Annotated in this window: 12 protein-coding genes; all 12 read right to left on the bottom strand. The window is 56.6% G+C overall.

Going from position 1 to position 16,909, the window contains the following annotated elements:
• The 12 genes from thiS to rpsT all read right to left on the bottom strand — a co-directional run bounded on the left by thiS (position 1) and on the right by rpsT (position 16,826).
• Complete coding sequence (gene thiS / locus ABF979_RS03780; protein ID WP_046901497.1) at positions 1 to 198, bottom strand: sulfur carrier protein ThiS; 198 nt, start codon at positions 196 to 198, stop codon at positions 1 to 3.
• 41 nt (positions 199 to 239) lie between these two features.
• Positions 240 to 1,208: a glycine oxidase ThiO gene (thiO, locus tag ABF979_RS03775; protein ID WP_415557901.1), complete on the bottom strand. Its 969-nt coding sequence runs from the start codon at positions 1,206 to 1,208 to the stop codon at positions 240 to 242.
• A gap of 52 nt (positions 1,209 to 1,260) precedes the next feature.
• Entirely contained in the window at positions 1,261 to 2,841 is a 1,581-nt protein-coding gene (locus ABF979_RS03770) for a hypothetical protein (RefSeq protein ID WP_415557899.1), read from the bottom strand.
• Positions 2,838 to 5,825: an FAD-binding and (Fe-S)-binding domain-containing protein gene (locus ABF979_RS03765; protein WP_415557897.1), complete on the bottom strand. Its 2,988-nt coding sequence runs from the start codon at positions 5,823 to 5,825 to the stop codon at positions 2,838 to 2,840. Before ABF979_RS03765 ends, ABF979_RS03770 begins: the two co-directional genes overlap by 4 nt.
• Before the next feature lie 93 nt (positions 5,826 to 5,918).
• A complete protein-coding gene (glmS, locus tag ABF979_RS03760; protein WP_415557895.1) occupies positions 5,919 to 7,745 on the bottom strand; it encodes a glutamine--fructose-6-phosphate transaminase (isomerizing) in 1,827 nt (608 codons plus the stop codon).
• A complete protein-coding gene (gene glmU / locus ABF979_RS03755; protein ID WP_415557893.1) occupies positions 7,745 to 9,079 on the bottom strand; it encodes a bifunctional UDP-N-acetylglucosamine diphosphorylase/glucosamine-1-phosphate N-acetyltransferase GlmU in 1,335 nt (444 codons plus the stop codon). The genes glmS and glmU overlap by 1 nt, the downstream gene beginning before the upstream one ends.
• A 77-nt stretch (positions 9,080 to 9,156) precedes the next feature.
• Positions 9,157 to 9,975, bottom strand: a complete 819-nt coding sequence (locus ABF979_RS03750) for a hypothetical protein (RefSeq protein WP_415557891.1) — start codon at positions 9,973 to 9,975, stop codon at positions 9,157 to 9,159.
• On the bottom strand, positions 9,965 to 12,409 hold the full coding sequence (gene gyrB, locus ABF979_RS03745; protein ID WP_415557889.1) for a DNA topoisomerase (ATP-hydrolyzing) subunit B: 2,445 nt from the start codon (positions 12,407 to 12,409) through the stop codon (positions 9,965 to 9,967). The genes ABF979_RS03750 and gyrB overlap by 11 nt, the downstream gene beginning before the upstream one ends.
• A gap of 82 nt (positions 12,410 to 12,491) precedes the next feature.
• On the bottom strand, positions 12,492 to 13,595 hold the full coding sequence (gene recF, locus ABF979_RS03740) for a DNA replication/repair protein RecF (protein WP_415557887.1): 1,104 nt from the start codon (positions 13,593 to 13,595) through the stop codon (positions 12,492 to 12,494).
• 10 nt (positions 13,596 to 13,605) lie between these two features.
• Entirely contained in the window at positions 13,606 to 14,730 is a 1,125-nt protein-coding gene (gene dnaN, locus ABF979_RS03735; RefSeq protein ID WP_215750894.1) for a DNA polymerase III subunit beta, read from the bottom strand.
• A gap of 96 nt (positions 14,731 to 14,826) precedes the next feature.
• Complete coding sequence (gene dnaA / locus ABF979_RS03730) at positions 14,827 to 16,242, bottom strand: chromosomal replication initiator protein DnaA (protein ID WP_211500732.1); 1,416 nt, start codon at positions 16,240 to 16,242, stop codon at positions 14,827 to 14,829.
• Positions 16,243 to 16,556: 314 nt separating this feature from the next.
• The gene (gene rpsT, locus ABF979_RS03725) at positions 16,557 to 16,826 is read right to left on the bottom strand and encodes a 30S ribosomal protein S20 (RefSeq protein ID WP_046901507.1); all 270 of its coding nucleotides are present in this window, start codon (positions 16,824 to 16,826) and stop codon (positions 16,557 to 16,559) included.
• Between the last annotated feature and the right edge of the window lie 83 nt (positions 16,827 to 16,909).

The raw sequence follows: 16,909 nt of genomic DNA, 5'->3' as shown, positions 1-16,909 counted from the left end.
TCAGCCTCCCTGCATGGGGGCAAGAATTTCGAGCACGGCGCCCTCTTCCACTGTTTGTGCACTCCGCTGGGTGGCTGGAATGAAAAAACCGTTCAGGGCCGTCGCGACACGCGCCTTGCCGTAACCCAGTTCATCAAGGACCGCGCCAAGTGTTCGCGCATGAACTTCATGGAGTTCGTCATTCACGGTGATCTGCATGATGTCTCTCCCATCCAGGGGTATAAGAGGAAGAAAGGGTCTCAGGCCCGATCCGTTCCGAAAATGATGTCACAGACTTCTTGTGCACGCGCGGGCGATAGCAGGAAACCGTGACGATACATGCCATTGAGGGAGATGCTCTTCCCGTTCTGCCTGACCCTCGGAACATTGTCAGGATAGGCTGGTCTGAGGCCAGCATTGGCCTCCAGAAGCTCTGCTTCCGCGAAGGCTGGGTGCAGCGTATAGGCCGCATTGAGCAGTTCGGTCACGGCGCGCACCGTAATGCCGCGCGTATCATCACTCTCAACCATAGTGGCCCCGACCATGAACACGGCGTCTGCCCTCGGTACAATATAGACCGGAATGCGGGGATGCAGCATACGAACAGGCCGGTGAAGGCTGATTTCCGGACAGCGTAGCAGAACCATCTCCCCGCGCATGCCTCTAAGGTCATTTTGCGTGGTCCGGGCCTCTACGCCCGTACAGTCAACAACCCAGTCGAATTCATCATCGCTAATCGCCTGAACTGTCAGGATCTGGCCGCCTTGTTGCTTGAGGCGGTGTGCAAGGGCCAGCAGGGCCTTGCGAGGGTCGACATGACCTTCTTCCGCAAAGAAGAGCGCCTTGTCGAAACGGCCTGCCAGATCTGGCTCCAGCGCATCAATCTGGGGCGCGTTGAGGATTTCGAAGTGACTGGTGCGGCGTCCAAAGCGGTTTAACTCTGGCGTATCGCGAGGCGGAGCGACAACAAGGCTGCCTGCCTGAACTACGTCCGGAACGTGGGATTTCCACCAATGGAGCGATGTCAGACTGTCCTGCGTGACTTCATCTGGTGCTGATTCTGCCTCACACCAAGGGGCCAGCATTCCGCCCGCAAACCATGAGGCACCAGCGCCAACCCGGCCGCCCGTGTCATGAACCGTGACCTGTGCGCCGTGTTCTGCCAAAGCCACAGCGGTGACCATTCCGGCTACGCCGGCGCCTCGAACCAAAATGCGAGGTCCAGTCATCCATGTCCTCCTCGTAAAAGCGGAACGTGTTTAACATGGCTTGTCTGTTTGGTCAGGAGGCACGCACGGGGAGATGATCGGCTGCGTACACAAAGATCGTATAGCGCCCTTCCGTCAGACGTTTGGCCGGAGTGCCGAATGTTCGCAGCACCTCGGCTTCCCCGAAGGTTTCTTCCGGGTGTGGGATCAGGACGAAAAAGGCTTTTCCATCAAAGCTATGCCAATCCATTTTCTTGCGAATGTGCACAAACGGCGCAACCGTGCCGTCTCCCTGCTTCATCCCGGGGTAAATGTGTATTTTTCCGAGAGAGGCCACTTCCAGGTTGCCGGAACTCCACCAGGAACCAACACCATCCGGAGGGAGATCGCGCTCAAGTCGGCTGAGAAGCTGGTTATCATCGGAACTTAGAAGTCCCGTCGAATGCGCTGGGAGGTTCCGGTAGTCCGTAATGAGTGTGACGACCAGGATCATGGCTGCCAGACTCACGGCTACGCCTTTCTTCGGCCAGACAAGCGCTGTGAGGCAGGCCAGATCAATCCAAAGCGGAAAAAGATACCGCGCGACAGCAATGGGGCTGCCATCCAGAGCGATGCGGTTGCTAAGAGCGAGCGCCACGAAATTCAGGGCGGCGGACAGAAGCAGCATCATGGGGAATGCGGCAATCTGGCCCCTGCTCTGCCATCCTGATCGGGCAATCTTGAGAGCCGCAGCGAGAGCGAGGCCGACAAGAAGAAGCCGGAGGCATTCCGGTATTGTGGATGCTACGGCCTGCCCGAAGGGTTCTGCTCCGTAGAGAAGAAGAATGGAGCGAACGGATGTCCCGAAGTTGCTGCCCAGTTGTTCCCATGGTGCAAATCGGGTTTCCAACGGCTCCGTGACAAAGCCGCCGGTCACGGCATTGATGTGCAGAATGGCTTTGGCCAGCACGGTTGCTGCCATTGAGGCGAGGACCAAAAGCCCACGTTGGCGAAGAGTAAAGTGCTGAGCCAGAAAAGCGTAGGCGATGATCGCCCCCGCTCCTGTCACTGCGAGTAACGGGTCTCCAATCACCCCGAGGCACAGTAGCACTGCCAAGGCCGCCAGTGACCGGTAGGAGCCCGATGAGAGAAACCGGTCAGCCCAGTGAAGTGCCCAAAGACCGTAAATCAGAGCGCCCATATGGATCGCAGACAGTGTGATGAAATACGCCATTGGAGAGCGCATCAGGGGAAAGGCAAGCGCTGGCAAAAGCAGGGTCGCTGCGCCGAGGCGTTCCTCAATGCCTCGCAAGCGCAGAAAAACCACCGAGAAAGCTGACGCGACAACGCCGACCCATAGGATTGCGGGTTGCACCATCAGAAGAAATGGGCTGCCTGCCGGTCTGCCTAACAGGTGCCATAGTCCACTCAGGAGGGCGCTGAGAGGGATATCGGACGTCCAGAAATCCGGCGGGGTCAGAACCCAGTCATGCAGGCGCCAGTTTCCATGCAGTACATCCAGTCCGGCAAGGAAATAGGACGCCTGATCCGATGTCTTGGGCCACAGCGAACAGACGTAAACCGCTAGAACGAGATAAAGCGTTAGCCCTATGACCGAGGCAATAAAATAGCCGTTTCTAAAAGAAAAACTTCCAAGAAATGTTTTTGATATCATTGAGTTGAGACGGCTTTCTCAATTTTTAACTGAAGGTGAGATACGAGTATTTCGACTGGATGAGCAGGCCGCCGTCCGGCAAGACGCTTCGTCTGGCAACGACAGGAGAAGCCCGTTGCCAGAATATTGCCTTCCGCCTTGCTGGCCCAGTTCTGGGCAAAAATGCTGGCGGACAGATCGGCGTGTTCCTTCTCATGGCCGAACAGGCCAGCCATCCCGCAGCAACCGGCTTTGCCCGCATCTGCCTGAACGCCCAAATGTCGCAAAATGACCGTCCAGTCCTCAGCACTTCCCGGGCGTACAGCCTGCTCTGTGCAATGTGAGATGATGGTCAATGCTGCTGTGTCAGGTTTGACCGCATTTGAAGGTATGATGCCCTTGGTGATCTGGCGTTTCAGGAAGGCTTCCAGTGAAAGCACGGTTGGGATGGCTTCGGACCCTGCGACATCCCGATATTCCTGCTCAAACATCAGACCTGTAGCGGCATCCAGAGAAATAACGGGTACGCCGTGACGAGCGATATTCTTGAGCTGCTTCAGGGTTTTGCGAGCAGTTGCTGAGAACCCTTTACGAAATCCTCGTACATGCCTGGCCTTGCCATTATCCCACACGGACGTGACGCGCGGGTCCATCCCAAGAGATTTGAGAAGCGTGTATGCGCTTTCGATGACACCGCCATCAAAGCTTCCCGTAAACGAGTCCTGGATCAGAACAACAGAGCGGTCATTGTTTCCTGCTTGTTCAAGCCATTCTGTGCTGACCTGCGTGATTTTGGGCAGTCTTGCGGGGCTGATCTTCGGAAGATCGACAAGCCCCAGCTTCTTGAGAAACATAGTCGAGATCGGGTTCTGCATCAGAATATTGGCGAGCGTCGGCATCTGTCGGCCGACCTTTAGGAGAGGCTCGAGCCAATACACGAGATAGTCCCTCACCGGGCGGCGATGCTTGAGGAAATAAAGGTCCAGAAACTTTGACCGCATGGAGGGAATGTCCACCCGGATCGGACATTGCGTGGCACAGGCCTTACAGGACAGGCATGTGTCCAGGCTGGCTTTGAGCTCGGCTGTTAGCTCGGGAAGCGCACTTTTGTCAGAGGCGGTATCTGGGAGCGAATTCAGTCGCGCCCAGCTTCGCAGCAAGGTCGCTCGGCCTTTTGGTGACTGAAGCCTGTCTTTGGTAGCCTTGTAAGATGGACACATGGCCATGTCAGGTTCGCGATTATAGCAGGCCCCATTTCCATTGCAGCTCACGGAGAGGCTGAAGTCATCTCGCAGATCTGAGGAAATCTGCTCGTCAAACTGGCCTTTGAACGGGATGCCGTCTATCCGGTCTACTGGATATTTGACGCCAACGGGCGCAAGCTTCCCGCGATTAAAAATATCTCTGGGATCAAAGACTTCCTTGATGCGGCAGAGCTCTGCGAAGAGCGTCTCCCCAAAGAAGAGAGGCGAGAATTCTCCGCGGTAACCTCTCCCATGTTCGCCCCACAACAACCCACCATGGCGTCTGGTCAGGTTGGCCACGGCATCGGAGATCGGGCGGATCAGGGCTCGATCATGCTCAGACAGCATATCCAGAAAAGGACGGACATGCAGACAGCCAACATCGGCATGCCCGAACATGCCGTAAGACAATCCGTATCCGTCGAGAATGCCCCGGAACTCAGATACATAATCAGCTAGGGCTTCCGGTGGAACGGCTGTGTCTTCGACAAAAGCCACGCCCTGTTTGCGGCCATCCGGACGGCCGAGAAGCCCTACGGATTTTTCACGCAAGGTCCAGAGCTGATTAATGATTGCCTGATCAGATACAGGTTTATAATCAATGACTTCGTAAGGAGAGCTTTCAAGAAGGGTGACGGCTTCCTGCATCTGTTGATGGAGATGGCCTTCGTCATCTCCCACGAACTCAACAAAACTCATCCCCCGGACGGGTTGCTCTGAACGGGCACCAAGAACGCTTTCCAGGGATTGCCAGACAATATCCTGTGACGCTTTCTCCAGCACCCGGTCATCCAGCACTTCCACTGCTGAAGGATTGGCTGGAAGAATGGTCTGGACGTCTCGGAGGGTGCTGTCGAAACTGGCGTAGCGCACGACGAGAAGCTGACGATATTTCGGAAGCTTCCGAACGCGCAGCACAACACGCTTCGTTAGGGCCAGCGTTCCCTCTGAACCCGCCAGCAGGCGAGCCAGACTGAACTGGCCGTTCTCAAGAAGAACGTTTTCGAGGTTATACCCGGTCAGTCCCCGGTTCATGTCTGGAAAGACCCGACGGATCTCGTCCGCCTGCTCCGTCACTACACGGTACACTTCGCGATAGACCCGTGCGGAGAGATCGCTACCAGTCTTCTTGTGCTCAAGAGCGTCGCTGGCCAGTTTTTCAACATGGAGATTACTGCCATCCGATAGTACCACATCCATGGTTTCAATGTAGTCAGATGTGCGGCCGTAAATGCGAGAGCCCTTGCCGGAAGCATCGGTCGCAATCATTCCGCCGATCGTGGCGCGGGTCGCAGTTGAAACTGTAGGCGGGAAAAAATAACCGTGGGGCTTAAGAAAGGCATTCAGTCTGGCCAGAACAACGCCGGGTTCGACGGTTACGTGCCCAGTGTCAGGGTCAAAATCCAGAATGCGATCCAGATATCGGGCCACATCAACGACGATCCCCGCAGTCAGGGATTGACCGTTGGTTCCTGTGCCGCCTCCACGCATGGCGAGTGTAAGGGAGCCGTCTTCTGCCGCACGCACGGCACGATTAAGGTCTTCGGTTGTTCGGGGATAGATGACGGCCAGTGGAAGGCGCTGGTAAATGCTGTTGTCTGTCGCTCCGACTAATCGGGCAGAGACCTGAGGCGTGATATCCCCCTCAAAGCCTTCGGCAGCCAGTCTGGCGAGGAAAACATCGCGGATGTGCAATTCAGATGCGGCAAGATAGAGGCTGGAGCGTCCGGCCACACCTGTCAGATCTGCATCGCCACCCATGTTCGTTTCTCCCCGGTCGTATAGCGTGTTGGAAGACTATCCTCGACGAAATGAAGCGTCTTGGAAAGTCCTCCTCACGGAAAGAAAATGTCCTTATTCCACCGTGACAGATTTCGCCAGATTGCGAGGCTGATCCACGTCCGTACCCTTCAGAAGAGCAACTTCATACGCCAGAATCTGCACCGGGATGGCGTAGAGGATGGGGGCAACGAACGCATCGACGTCCGGCAGGATGACGACATGCTCCGCAACGCCTTCCAGACGTTTGGCGCCGGCGGCATCTGTAAAGGCCAGAATACGGCCACCGCGAGCCTTGGCTTCCTGAAGATTCGAAAGCGTCTTGTCGAACAGGATGGTTGACGGAGCGATCGCGACGACCGGAACGGTTCTATCGATCAGACTGATCGGACCATGCTTCAGTTCACCGGCCGCATAAGCTTCGGCATGGATATAACTGATTTCTTTGAGTTTTAGAGCGCCTTCGAACGCGATCGGTGTGCAGATACCACGACCCAGATACAGAACATCGCGAGCTTCTGCGACAATACGCGCCATTTCCTGAATGGCCTCAACGCGTGTGAACACTTCTGCGGCCCGGGACGGCAAATCAAGCAGGCTTGCTGTCAGGGTTTCTTCCCGTGCCTTGTCGATCGTTCCGCGAGCTCGTGCAAAGTCAATAGAAAGAGCTGCAAGAACAGAGAGTTGCGCCGTAAAAGCCTTGGTTGAGGCTACAGAAATTTCTGGACCAGCAACCATGCCCAGGACGAGATCGCTTTCGCGACCCATCGTTGAATGTTCGACATTCAGGACCGACACAATGCTCTGTCCTGCCTTCTTGAGGCTGCGCAGGACGCCAAGCGTATCTGCCGTCTCTCCAGACTGGGAAATCAGCAGTGCCACGCCCTTGTCTGGTTGCGGTGCATCGCGATAGCGCATTTCAGACGCCACATCGATTTCCACCGGAACGCGAGCGAGTGATTCAAGCCAGTAGCGCCCGACCATGCCCGCATAGAAAGCAGACCCACAGGCTGTAATTGTGACACGGGGTACCTGTGCCGGATCGAACGGCATTTTCGGCAGGGCAATTGTCTTGGACGCTGGGTCCGTAATGCGCTGAAGCGTCTGGCCAATGGCGACCGGATGCTCGTGCAATTCCTTCTCCATGTAATGGCGATAGCCATCCTTGCCGACCTGCCCTGCCATGAACGCAATGTTCTGGATTGGACGGCTGACTTCCTGACCGTCCCCGTTGAAGATGATGACATTCCCGGGCGTCAGTTCGCACCAGTCTCCATCATCCAGATAGGTGATGCGGCTTGCCAGGGGTGCCAAGGCGAGGCTGTCGGAGCCAAGGAACATCTCGCCGTCGCCGTAACCTACAGCGAGAGGCGCACCGTGGCGTGCGCCGATGAGCAGACCATCATGACCCTGAAAGATGATGGCAATGGCATAAGCGCCTTCAAGACGCTTGATGGCCGCGAAAGCGGCATCACGCGGTGCTTTGCCCTGATCAAGGTAGAAATCGACGAGATGGGCGACTGTTTCTGAATCTGTGTCGGACAGGAAAATTCGGCCTTCACTTTCAAGCTCGGCCTTCAGTGTCGCGAAGTTTTCGATAATGCCGTTATGCACGATGGCAACCCGGCCTGCCGCATGGGGATGGGCATTGGCTTCTGTCGGTGCGCCATGTGTGGCCCAACGCGTATGGCCGATGCCTGTGGTGCCGGTTAGCGGATCGGCCTTTAGAACAGCCTCAAGATTATCAAGTTTGCCAGCAGCGCGTCGTCGGTCAATCGTGCCGTTGGCTGTAAGCGTGGCGATGCCTGCGGAGTCATATCCGCGGTACTCCAGCCTGCGGAGAGCTTCAAAGACGATTGGGGTGGCTGGACGATGGCCTACAACGCCACAAATTCCACACATCAGCCCTGCTCCTTTTTGGCTTTAAGGGTCTGTTTGATTTTAAGTCCGCGGTCTGGCTTGATTGTCTGGCGAGCGCGCCCAAAAGCAAGTGCTCCGGCCGGAACGTCTTCCGTGATGGTGCTTCCCGCAGCGATCAACGCGTCATCGCCAATTGTGACAGGGGCCACCAAAATGGCATCAGAGCCGATAAAATTGCGGGCGCCGATCGTCGTGCGATGCTTGAAGTATCCATCGTAGTTGCAGGTAACGGTCCCTGCTCCGACATTGGTTTGTGCACCGACGGAGGCGTCACCCAGATAGGTCAGGTGATTGGCTTTTGCGCCAGGGCCTAGATCGACATTCTTCAGTTCCACGAAATTACCGACATGGGTATCAGCAGCGCAGATTGTTCCGGGTCTTAGTCGCGCATAGGGGCCGATCATGGCGCCCTCGCCCACCGTGCAGCCTTCAAGATGAGAGAATGCACGGATCAAGGCACCGCTGCGAACCGTGACGCCTGGTCCAAAAAAGACATTTGGTTCAACGACGACATCCGGCTCCAGGCAGGTGTCGGTGCTGAAGAATGTGGTTTCTGGGGAGACAAGTGTGACGCCGCCTTCCATCGCAGAAATGCGCAGGCGCTGCTGAAGCGTGGCTTCTGCCTGGGCAAGCTCTACACGTGAATTGACCCCAGCCAGCTCAGTCTCCGGCGCTTCTACGCACTGGACCCGTCCCTCTGACGCGGCCATTGCGACAACATCGGTCAGATAATACTCACCCTGCGCATTGTCGTTGCCAACAGCGGCCAGCCACCGTCGGAAATCTGCGGCACCTGCGCACATGACGCCTGCATTGCAGAGTGCGATTTCACGTTCCTGCTCGTTTGCGTCTTTGTATTCTACAATTCGGCTGACGCGGTCCTGCTCTTCAACAATACGTCCATAACGACCTGGATCAGCCGGGCGCATCCCAAGAAGTGCGAGGCTCGCTCCGTCTTGCCGGGCTACCGTCAGACGACGCATTGTATCGGCTGTGATCAGCGGGTTGTCTGCGTAGAGAACTGCGATGTCGCCGTCTCCGAACAGGTCTTTTGCAGTATTGGTCGCGTGTGCGGTGCCCAGACGTTCGGTCTGAACGACTGTTCGATATGGCTGAACGGCTTTTTCCAGTTCAGCCATATCCGGTCCGACGACTACAACGACGTCGTCAAAGATTTCTCGGGCCGTATCGATGAGATGTGTGATCATCGGGCGGTTTCCAAGGCGATGCAAAGCCTTGGGAAGACGTGATTTCATCCGCGTGCCGAGGCCCGCTGCAAGGATGATGGCTGTGGTGTGGCGTGCGGTATTGGTCATGTTCCGTTCCGGGTATCCAAACCACGCCAATCCGTCAAACGATGGTTGAGTTAGGCTCCATCACTTCCGATTGCCATTTATTGCGAAATGACCGCGGCTGATTTCGACGGTGGAAGTGGTTGTTGCATGACAACAGTGACATGCCCGAGCTTAGGATGATTGAATTCGATCCGCACCGGGACAAGTCCAACACCATCGATCTCTTTAAACCAGGCTGACCCGGGCTGTGGTGCGGCCATTTTTGCACGATTTGGAGAATCTTTTACAAATCCTGCAATCTGCTGTCCGACAAAGTCGCACCGAAGTGCCGGACCGGAATAGGCCTGCTTGTGGGTTTGGGGAATGTCGGATGTGGTCGGACCATGGACCGTCATTCTTGTCAGGCGAATACCATCAAAGATCACAGCGGACCCTTCACAGCTTTTCGTCTGCGTCAGGGTTTCAAGAAGTCGGGCCATTCCGCTGAGCGTATCAATGGTGTGGGGCAGATTACTGTCCGAGACAGGGTCGCGATCGGTTTCCGCAGGCTCCAGAATGTCTACATGTGGTGTGTTGCCATTGTAGGTTAGCAGGACGCGCCGATGTTGGCCCCGGGATAGCCCACCGCTGTCATAACGGATGGGTTTGACATTTCCGCCCGGAACGAAGTCGCCCTCGACGCGGGAATGAATGTCCATCGTCACGAACCAACTGATCAGGCCTGCCGGTCTGATATGCGTCGTTCCGCCGTAGCCCCAGGGCTCGATTTGATACGAGGCATCTGCGTCAAGCACATGAAGTCCGCGCATATAAATAGCGAACGTTGTGTTGACCTGCCCAGCCGCCTGGGCTGCAGGCGCGAAGCCAGCCAGCAGCATTCCTGCTGCGGCCAGCGCGCGGAGGCCCTTAAACGTCAAGGTTGGCAACCTTGAGGGCATTACCCACAATGAAGTCTCGGCGTGGCTCGACCACGTCGCCCATCAGCGTGGAGAACACCTGGCCCGCTTCTTCGACATCTCCAACCTTGACCTGCAGCAGGGTGCGGGTCGACGGATCAAGTGTGGTGTGCCAGAGCTGCTCATCATTCATTTCGCCAAGGCCCTTGAACCGATTGATTGTCAGGCCACGACGACCCTGAGCAAAAATCCGGTCCATGACATTGGACGGGCCAAACAGCGGATACTCCTGCGTGTCCAGACGCAGTATGGCTGGCGTCATGAAGTCACGTGCCAGACGCTCACCTTCCGAAGCAAGCCAGCGTGCTTCAGCAGATTTTAGAATGCTCTGCTCCAGACGGTAGATCTCGCTGACGCCACGAACAGAGCGCGCACACTCAATGCCCGTGCTGGAGAGTGAAACTTTCCAGCCACGTTCATTGGCAGGCGACGCTTCTTCCAGGTGGCGCTGGAACTCTGGAATACGATCGCTGATAGCTGCTGGATCAATATCAAGTACGCGGGATACAGCCGCCTGCTCCAAAATCCACACTGGGATTTTGGTTGCGATATTTTTCAGATTCTGTGCCGCTGCAATCAGGAAGCGGACTTCTTCACGAAGCTCTTCTCCCGTGAGCTCAAGGCCGTCACCGAAGCGTAGCGAAGCATTTGCCAGGGCCTTGTCGAGCAGATACTGCTCCAGCGCAGCATCATCCTTCAGATAGCGCTCTTCCTGGCCGCGCTTGGCCCGGTAGAGTGGCGGCTGGGCGATGTAAAGATACCCGTGTTCAATCAGCTCTGGCATCTGGCGGAAGAAGAACGTCAGAAGCAGCGTCCGAATGTGGGAACCATCCACGTCGGCGTCTGTCATGATGACGATCTTGTGGTAGCGCAGTTTGGCAGCCGAGAAGCCACCCTGATCGACTTCACCACGACCAATGCCCGTACCGAGCGCCGTGATGAGTGTGCCAATTTCCGCAGACCCAAGCATTCTGTCGAAACGCGCGCGCTCAACGTTCAGGATCTTGCCGCGCAGCGGTAGGATGGCCTGGAAGCGACGGTCACGCCCCTGCTTGGCTGTGCCACCTGCAGAGTCACCCTCAACGATGAAGATTTCTGCTTTGGACGCATCACGCTCCTGACAGTCAGCCAGCTTGCCAGGCAGCGAAGAAACGTCGAGCACACCCTTACGGCGCGTCAGTTCACGCGCACGACGGGCAGCCTCACGGGCGCTGGCTGCGTCAATGATCTTGGCGACAATCGCCTTGGCTTCCTTGGGGTGCGTCTCAAACCAATGCGAAATCGAGTCAGCTGCCGTTGCGTGAACGACCGGCTGAACCTCGGACGACACCAGCTTGTCCTTCGTCTGGGACGAGAACTTCGGGTCCGGAACCTTGACGGACAGGATGGCGGTCATGCCTTCACGCATGTCCTCACCCGTCAGCGAGCCTGCTTCACGCTTGGCAACACTTTCTGCATATTTGCCAACAACACGCGTCAGTGCCTGACGGAACCCAGCCAGATGGGTGCCGCCGTCTCTCTGCGGAATGTTGTTGGTGAAGCACAGCATTGTCTCGTGATAGCTGTCGTTCCACGTCAGAGCGAACTCGACGCGGATACCGCTTTCAGTATGGTCAATGAGGCCGGTGATCGGCGGGTTAACAATGGACGTCTTGGAAGCATCAAGCCATTCCGCGAAAGCACTCAGGCCGCCTTCGTAGAAGAACCGAAGTTCCTTGCTTTCAGCGTGACGCTCATCGCGCAGGATGATTTCCAGCCCCGAATTCAGGAATGCCAGTTCGCGAACGCGACGTTCCAGAATGGAAAGCTCGAAATCGACCTTTGTAAAGGTCTGCTTGCTCGGCTTGAATGTCACCAGTGTACCGCGTGGCTCGTCTGACGGTCCAACAACCGTCAGGGCTTCATCGCGTTCACCGTGCTGGAAGCGGATTTTGTGCTCCAGACCATTCCGCCAGATGCGAACTTCCATCCATTCGGACAGAGCATTCACCACGGCCGCGCCCACGCCATGCAGGCCGCCGGAAACCTTATAGGAATTCTGGTTGAACTTGCCGCCAGCATGCAGCTTGGTCAGCACGACTTCAGCAGCGCTGATGCCCTCTTCCGCGTGCATGTCTGTTGGGATGCCGCGGCCATCATCACGTACGGAAACGGAGCCGTCTCCGTTGAGTGTCAGGATGCAGCGGGTGGCGTGTCCGGCCTGGGCTTCGTCAACGGCATTATCGATGATTTCGAACACCATGTGGTGCAGGCCGGAGCCATCATCGGTGTCACCGATATACATGCCGGGGCGTTTGCGGACAGCGTCCAGTCCCTTCAGTACCGAGATCGAGGAGGCGCCGTAATCGTCACCGTCTGCGCCTGGAATCTCCGGCTGGTTCTGGGTCTCTGACATGCGCGAGGCGGTCTCCGTGGAACTCTGAAAAACTGTTGTATGACTATAGCGTGTCACAGGCCGTGAGGCCAGAGCACACACATCATACGGGCTGGATATGGCCATCCTGAACACTGAAAAAGCCCGCTTTTTCGATCAGGCTGGAAAACGGATCAGGATCTGTTCCGGTCAGGAGAACCGGCGTTTTCAGCTTGCTTAGACTGGACAGAAGCGCGTCCCGTCTGGGCTCATCCAGATGAAGAAGTGGTTCGTCCAGCAAAATGGCAGGTGCATCACCCCTGCTCTGTTCGATCAATGCAGCATGGCACAGAACGACCCCCAAAAGCATGGCTTTTTGTTGCCCGCTGCTTGAGAGTTCGGCAGAGCGTCCTGTGGTCTGATCAAAAAGAAGAAAATCCGCTTTGTGGGCACCTAAAGACGTGCTGCCTTTAAGACGGTCTTCTCGTCGGCTATCCTTTAATCGTGCCCGAAGCCAGTCTTCTACCTGCAAGGCAGGACTGACCATCAGTTGCTGGGTGATGTCGCAATCCAGATGCAGGCGGCTTTTTGGAAAATCGGAACTGTCGAAGGGGTGCGTATTCATGCTTTCCATAAGCGCCAGCCGAGCGGCTGATGCGGCGACCGCATGACGGGCAATGGAATCTTCCAGCGACGTGAGCCAGAGCCCCTCGTCCGGTCTTTCCGACAGCAAGCGGTTACGACTGGAAACTGATCGCTCGTGAGCGGTCATTTGCCGGGCATGATCTGGAGAAAGCGCCATGACCAGACGGTCAAGGAAGCGCCGCCTGCCGCCCGCGCCTTCAAGAAAAATCCGATCCATCTGTGGCGTTAACCAGACGCAGGAGAAGATTTGAGCAATTTCTGCCTGAGACCGAACTGAGGCGCCATCAAGTTGAAATGAACGCCGGCCGTTTTCGGAAAGGTTTGCTCCAGTCCCGAGAATAGTCTGGTCGATCCCGTGAGAAAGCGTTGCAGCAACGCCCCAGTGAGCGGCATCTGTGCGGCACAGCGCTTGAAGAGGCGCGCCTCGCAGGCCTCGCCCAGGAGCCAAGAGAGAAACGGCTTCCAGAAGATTGGTCTTTCCGGAGCCGTTCTGGCCGGTCAGGACGGAGATATTTGTCTCAGGCTTCCAGACGGAGTGCCGGTAATTCCGGAAATCCGTCAGGGCAAGGCGCGTTAGTCTCAATGCGGACCGATCAGACCCGCATCGGCATCAGAACATACAATGCAGAAGGTGATGCTGTGTCACGAACCAGCGTTGGAGCTGAGCTGTCTGCAAACGCAAATTCGACTTCAACATCGATCTGATCCGTAATGTCCGTCAGGTACCGTGCCTGAAAGCCAATTTCGATCGGAGGCGCGTCATACGTGACCGTGCTGTCGTCCAACTCTTCCTGTGCCACGCCCTGATCGGGGCTGATGGCCGACAATGTCAGCATGTTGTGCGTGACAGAGAGCTTGACTGGGCGGGAGCGCTCTTGGCTGATGGCAGCAACGCGACCTACTGCAGCAGCGAAGTCCTTCTTCGTGATGCGCAGGATGCGGTCATTGCCCTTGGGGATCACGCGCTCATATTCCGGGAACGTGCCGTCAATCAGCTTGGACGTCAGCAGGACAGGTCCAGCCTGAAACTGAATACGCGTATCCGAAAGGGAAACCTCCAGATCCGCAGCGCCTTCGTCCAGCAGCTTGCGAAGTTCAGCAACGGTCTTGCGCGGGATAATAACGCCCGGCATGCCACGTGCGCCTTCCGGAAGCTCGGTCTCGACGCGCGCAAGGCGATGTCCATCCGTTGCGACGGCGCGGAGCATCGGGATGGTGCCGCTTTCGGTAACGTGCAGATAGATGCCGTTCAGGTAGTAACGCGTTTCTTCGTTGGAAATCGCAAATTTCGTCCGGTCGATCAGGCCACGTAGCGTTCCCGCAGGAATGCGGAAGCGGTGCGGGAGGTCGCCAGCAACCATGGCCGGGAAATCATCAACTGGAAGAACGTTGAGGCTCGTCGCGTAACGGCCCGCACGCAATGCGAGGGGCGCGTCGCTCTCCGGATGATCGAACTCGATTTCCACGCCGTCTGGCAGCTTGCGTACGATTTCGAAAAGTACGGCTGCGGGGACTGTGGTGGAACCCAGACGCTCACCTGCTGCCGGAACGTCTTCGACGACCGCAATTTCCATATCCGTGGCCGTGAGGCGAAGCACATCGCCTTCATAGGACAAGAGAACATTCGCCAGAATGGGAATGGTGTTCCGCTTTTCTGCAACGCCATGAATATGCGCCAGGGCCCGTTGCAGCAGGGTGCGGTCAACCTTGAATTTCATCGTTTTTTTCCCTGGGTCGGCAATCTTTAAGTTTTGCCGTTTCTTAGCAGACAGCCGCCTCCGGTGAAAGGCACCGAAGGCGACTTGTCGTCTTCCTTAGCCTTCGAGCATCCGACGCAGAAGTTCGACGTCTTCTGCAAAGGACGGATCCTGCTCCATCAGTTCACCAACGCGATTGACCGCATGCATGACGGTTGTGTGATCACGATTGCCAAACTTGCGTCCGATCTCGGGAAGAGAGCGGCTTGTAAGCTGCTTTGCGAGGAACATTGCCACCTGCCGTGGGCGAGCAACAGCACGTGCTCGGCGCGCGGAGGACATGTCCGTCAGGCGGATATTCCAGTGCTCGGCAACCTTGCGCTGGATTTCCTCGATTGTGACGCGACGATCATGCGCTTTTAGCATGTCCTTGAGGACATCCTGCGTCGTATCCAGTGTGACAGGGCGCCCGACCAGATCGGCGTGCGCGACAAGGCGATTCAGTGCGCCTTCAAGCTCACGAACGTTCGATGTGATCTTGTGGGCAAGATATTCAAGCACCTTTGACGGAACATGCGTGCCTGACGCTTTCGCCTTGGCTTCCAGAATGGAAATACGCAATTCAAAGGTGGTGGCATGAATATCTGCGACCATGCCGCAGCCGAGCCTCGTTCTCAGGCGGTCTTCAAGCCCCGACAGATCAGACGGACTTTTATCGGCGCTGACGATGATCTGACGTCCGGCATCAACAAGGGCATTGAACGTATGGAAGAACTCTTCCTGCGTATTGTCCTTGCCGATCAGGAACTGAAGATCGTCGATCATCAGCACGTCCACGGAACGAAGCTGTTCCTTGAACTCCATGGTGGACTGCGAACGGATCGCCGCGATGAAGCGGTACATGAACTTCTCAGCTGACATATAGGCAACCGAGACATTGCCCGTTTTCGTCAGTTCAGACCCAATGGCATGCATAAGATGCGTTTTGCCGAGGCCGACGCCACCATACAGGAAGAGCGGATTAAAACCTGGGCTGGATGGCTTTTCGGCCACACGACGTGCGCAGGCATATGCAAATTCATTTGGCTTGCCGACGATGAACGTATCGAAAGAAAAGCGTGGGTCCAGCGGAACAGCAAGATCGCTGCGAACCTCATGACTGGTCGCGACCTGCGCTGTCACTTCCTCGATGACGCTGTCACCGTCCGTCTCAGCTGATGGAAGGACTTCGGGTAGGCCGCGTTTGACCTGCAGTTCAATGCCCTGCACGTCCTGCCGTTCGGTGCGCCACAGGGTCTGGAGACGCTCTTCGTATTGGCTGCGAACCCAGTCTCTCAGAAAGCGCGTCGGCAGATAAAGGATGAGTTCACCATCCTCCAGTGGGCCAAGAACGATCTGACGAAGCCAGGTGCGGTATTCAACTTCACCGACCTCGCCCTTCAGCTTCTCGCGAACCCTGTGCCAGGAAGTTTCCAGCGGGCTCGACGAGCCGGGGGCGGAGGCGCTGGCGTCCAGATACTGAGCGTTTTCCACCTATGGTACCCCCTTTCATTTCGGCCCCGGGAATTGCGGGGCGTCTGTCTTGATTCCCTGCGCGCAGGGTGAATACGTCCTCAACGGGAAGTGACCACACAAGCTGCATGGCGCTTCAGAAAAAGCTGACGCTTCCCGGAGAAAACAGAGCCTCTGGCACTGACTTGATCTGTCAGGATAGGCTTCTGGTCAGACCGAAGCAAGCTGGAACACGAAAGGTTCAGAAGTGCTGCAGAGGGGTGTTGCCATATAGTCAAAAAAGAACGCGCTCCCGTGAGAGAGCGCGTTCTTCAGTTCAAACCCTGCAAAGGGTCTCAGGCCGTGGCGAGAGACTTGATGCGGGCAGAAAGACGGGACAGCTTGCGGCTGATCGTGTTCTTTGCAACGACACCCTTACCGGCAGCGCGCTGCATTTCAGGCTGTGCAACCTTGTATGCTTCGGCAGCAGCCGTCTTGTCACCGGACTGAATGGCCTGTTCGACCTTCTTGATGAAGGTACGCATACGGGACATGCGGGCGACGTTGCGCTCGCGGCGACGTTCGTTTTGACGGATGCGCTTACGGGCAGAAGCTGTATTTGCCATGGATCTTTCGGTTCAGTTAGCGGTCTTGTCGCGGAAAATGATTGGCGCCCTCTACCCGTCATGAGCGGCGGCGTCAAGCGTTT

The sequence above is a fragment of the Gluconobacter sp. genome (genome assembly GCF_047723935.1).
In the GTDB taxonomy this organism is placed as follows: Bacteria; Pseudomonadota; Alphaproteobacteria; order Acetobacterales; family Acetobacteraceae; genus Gluconobacter.
This window is presented reverse-complemented; position numbering and strand designations above follow the sequence as displayed.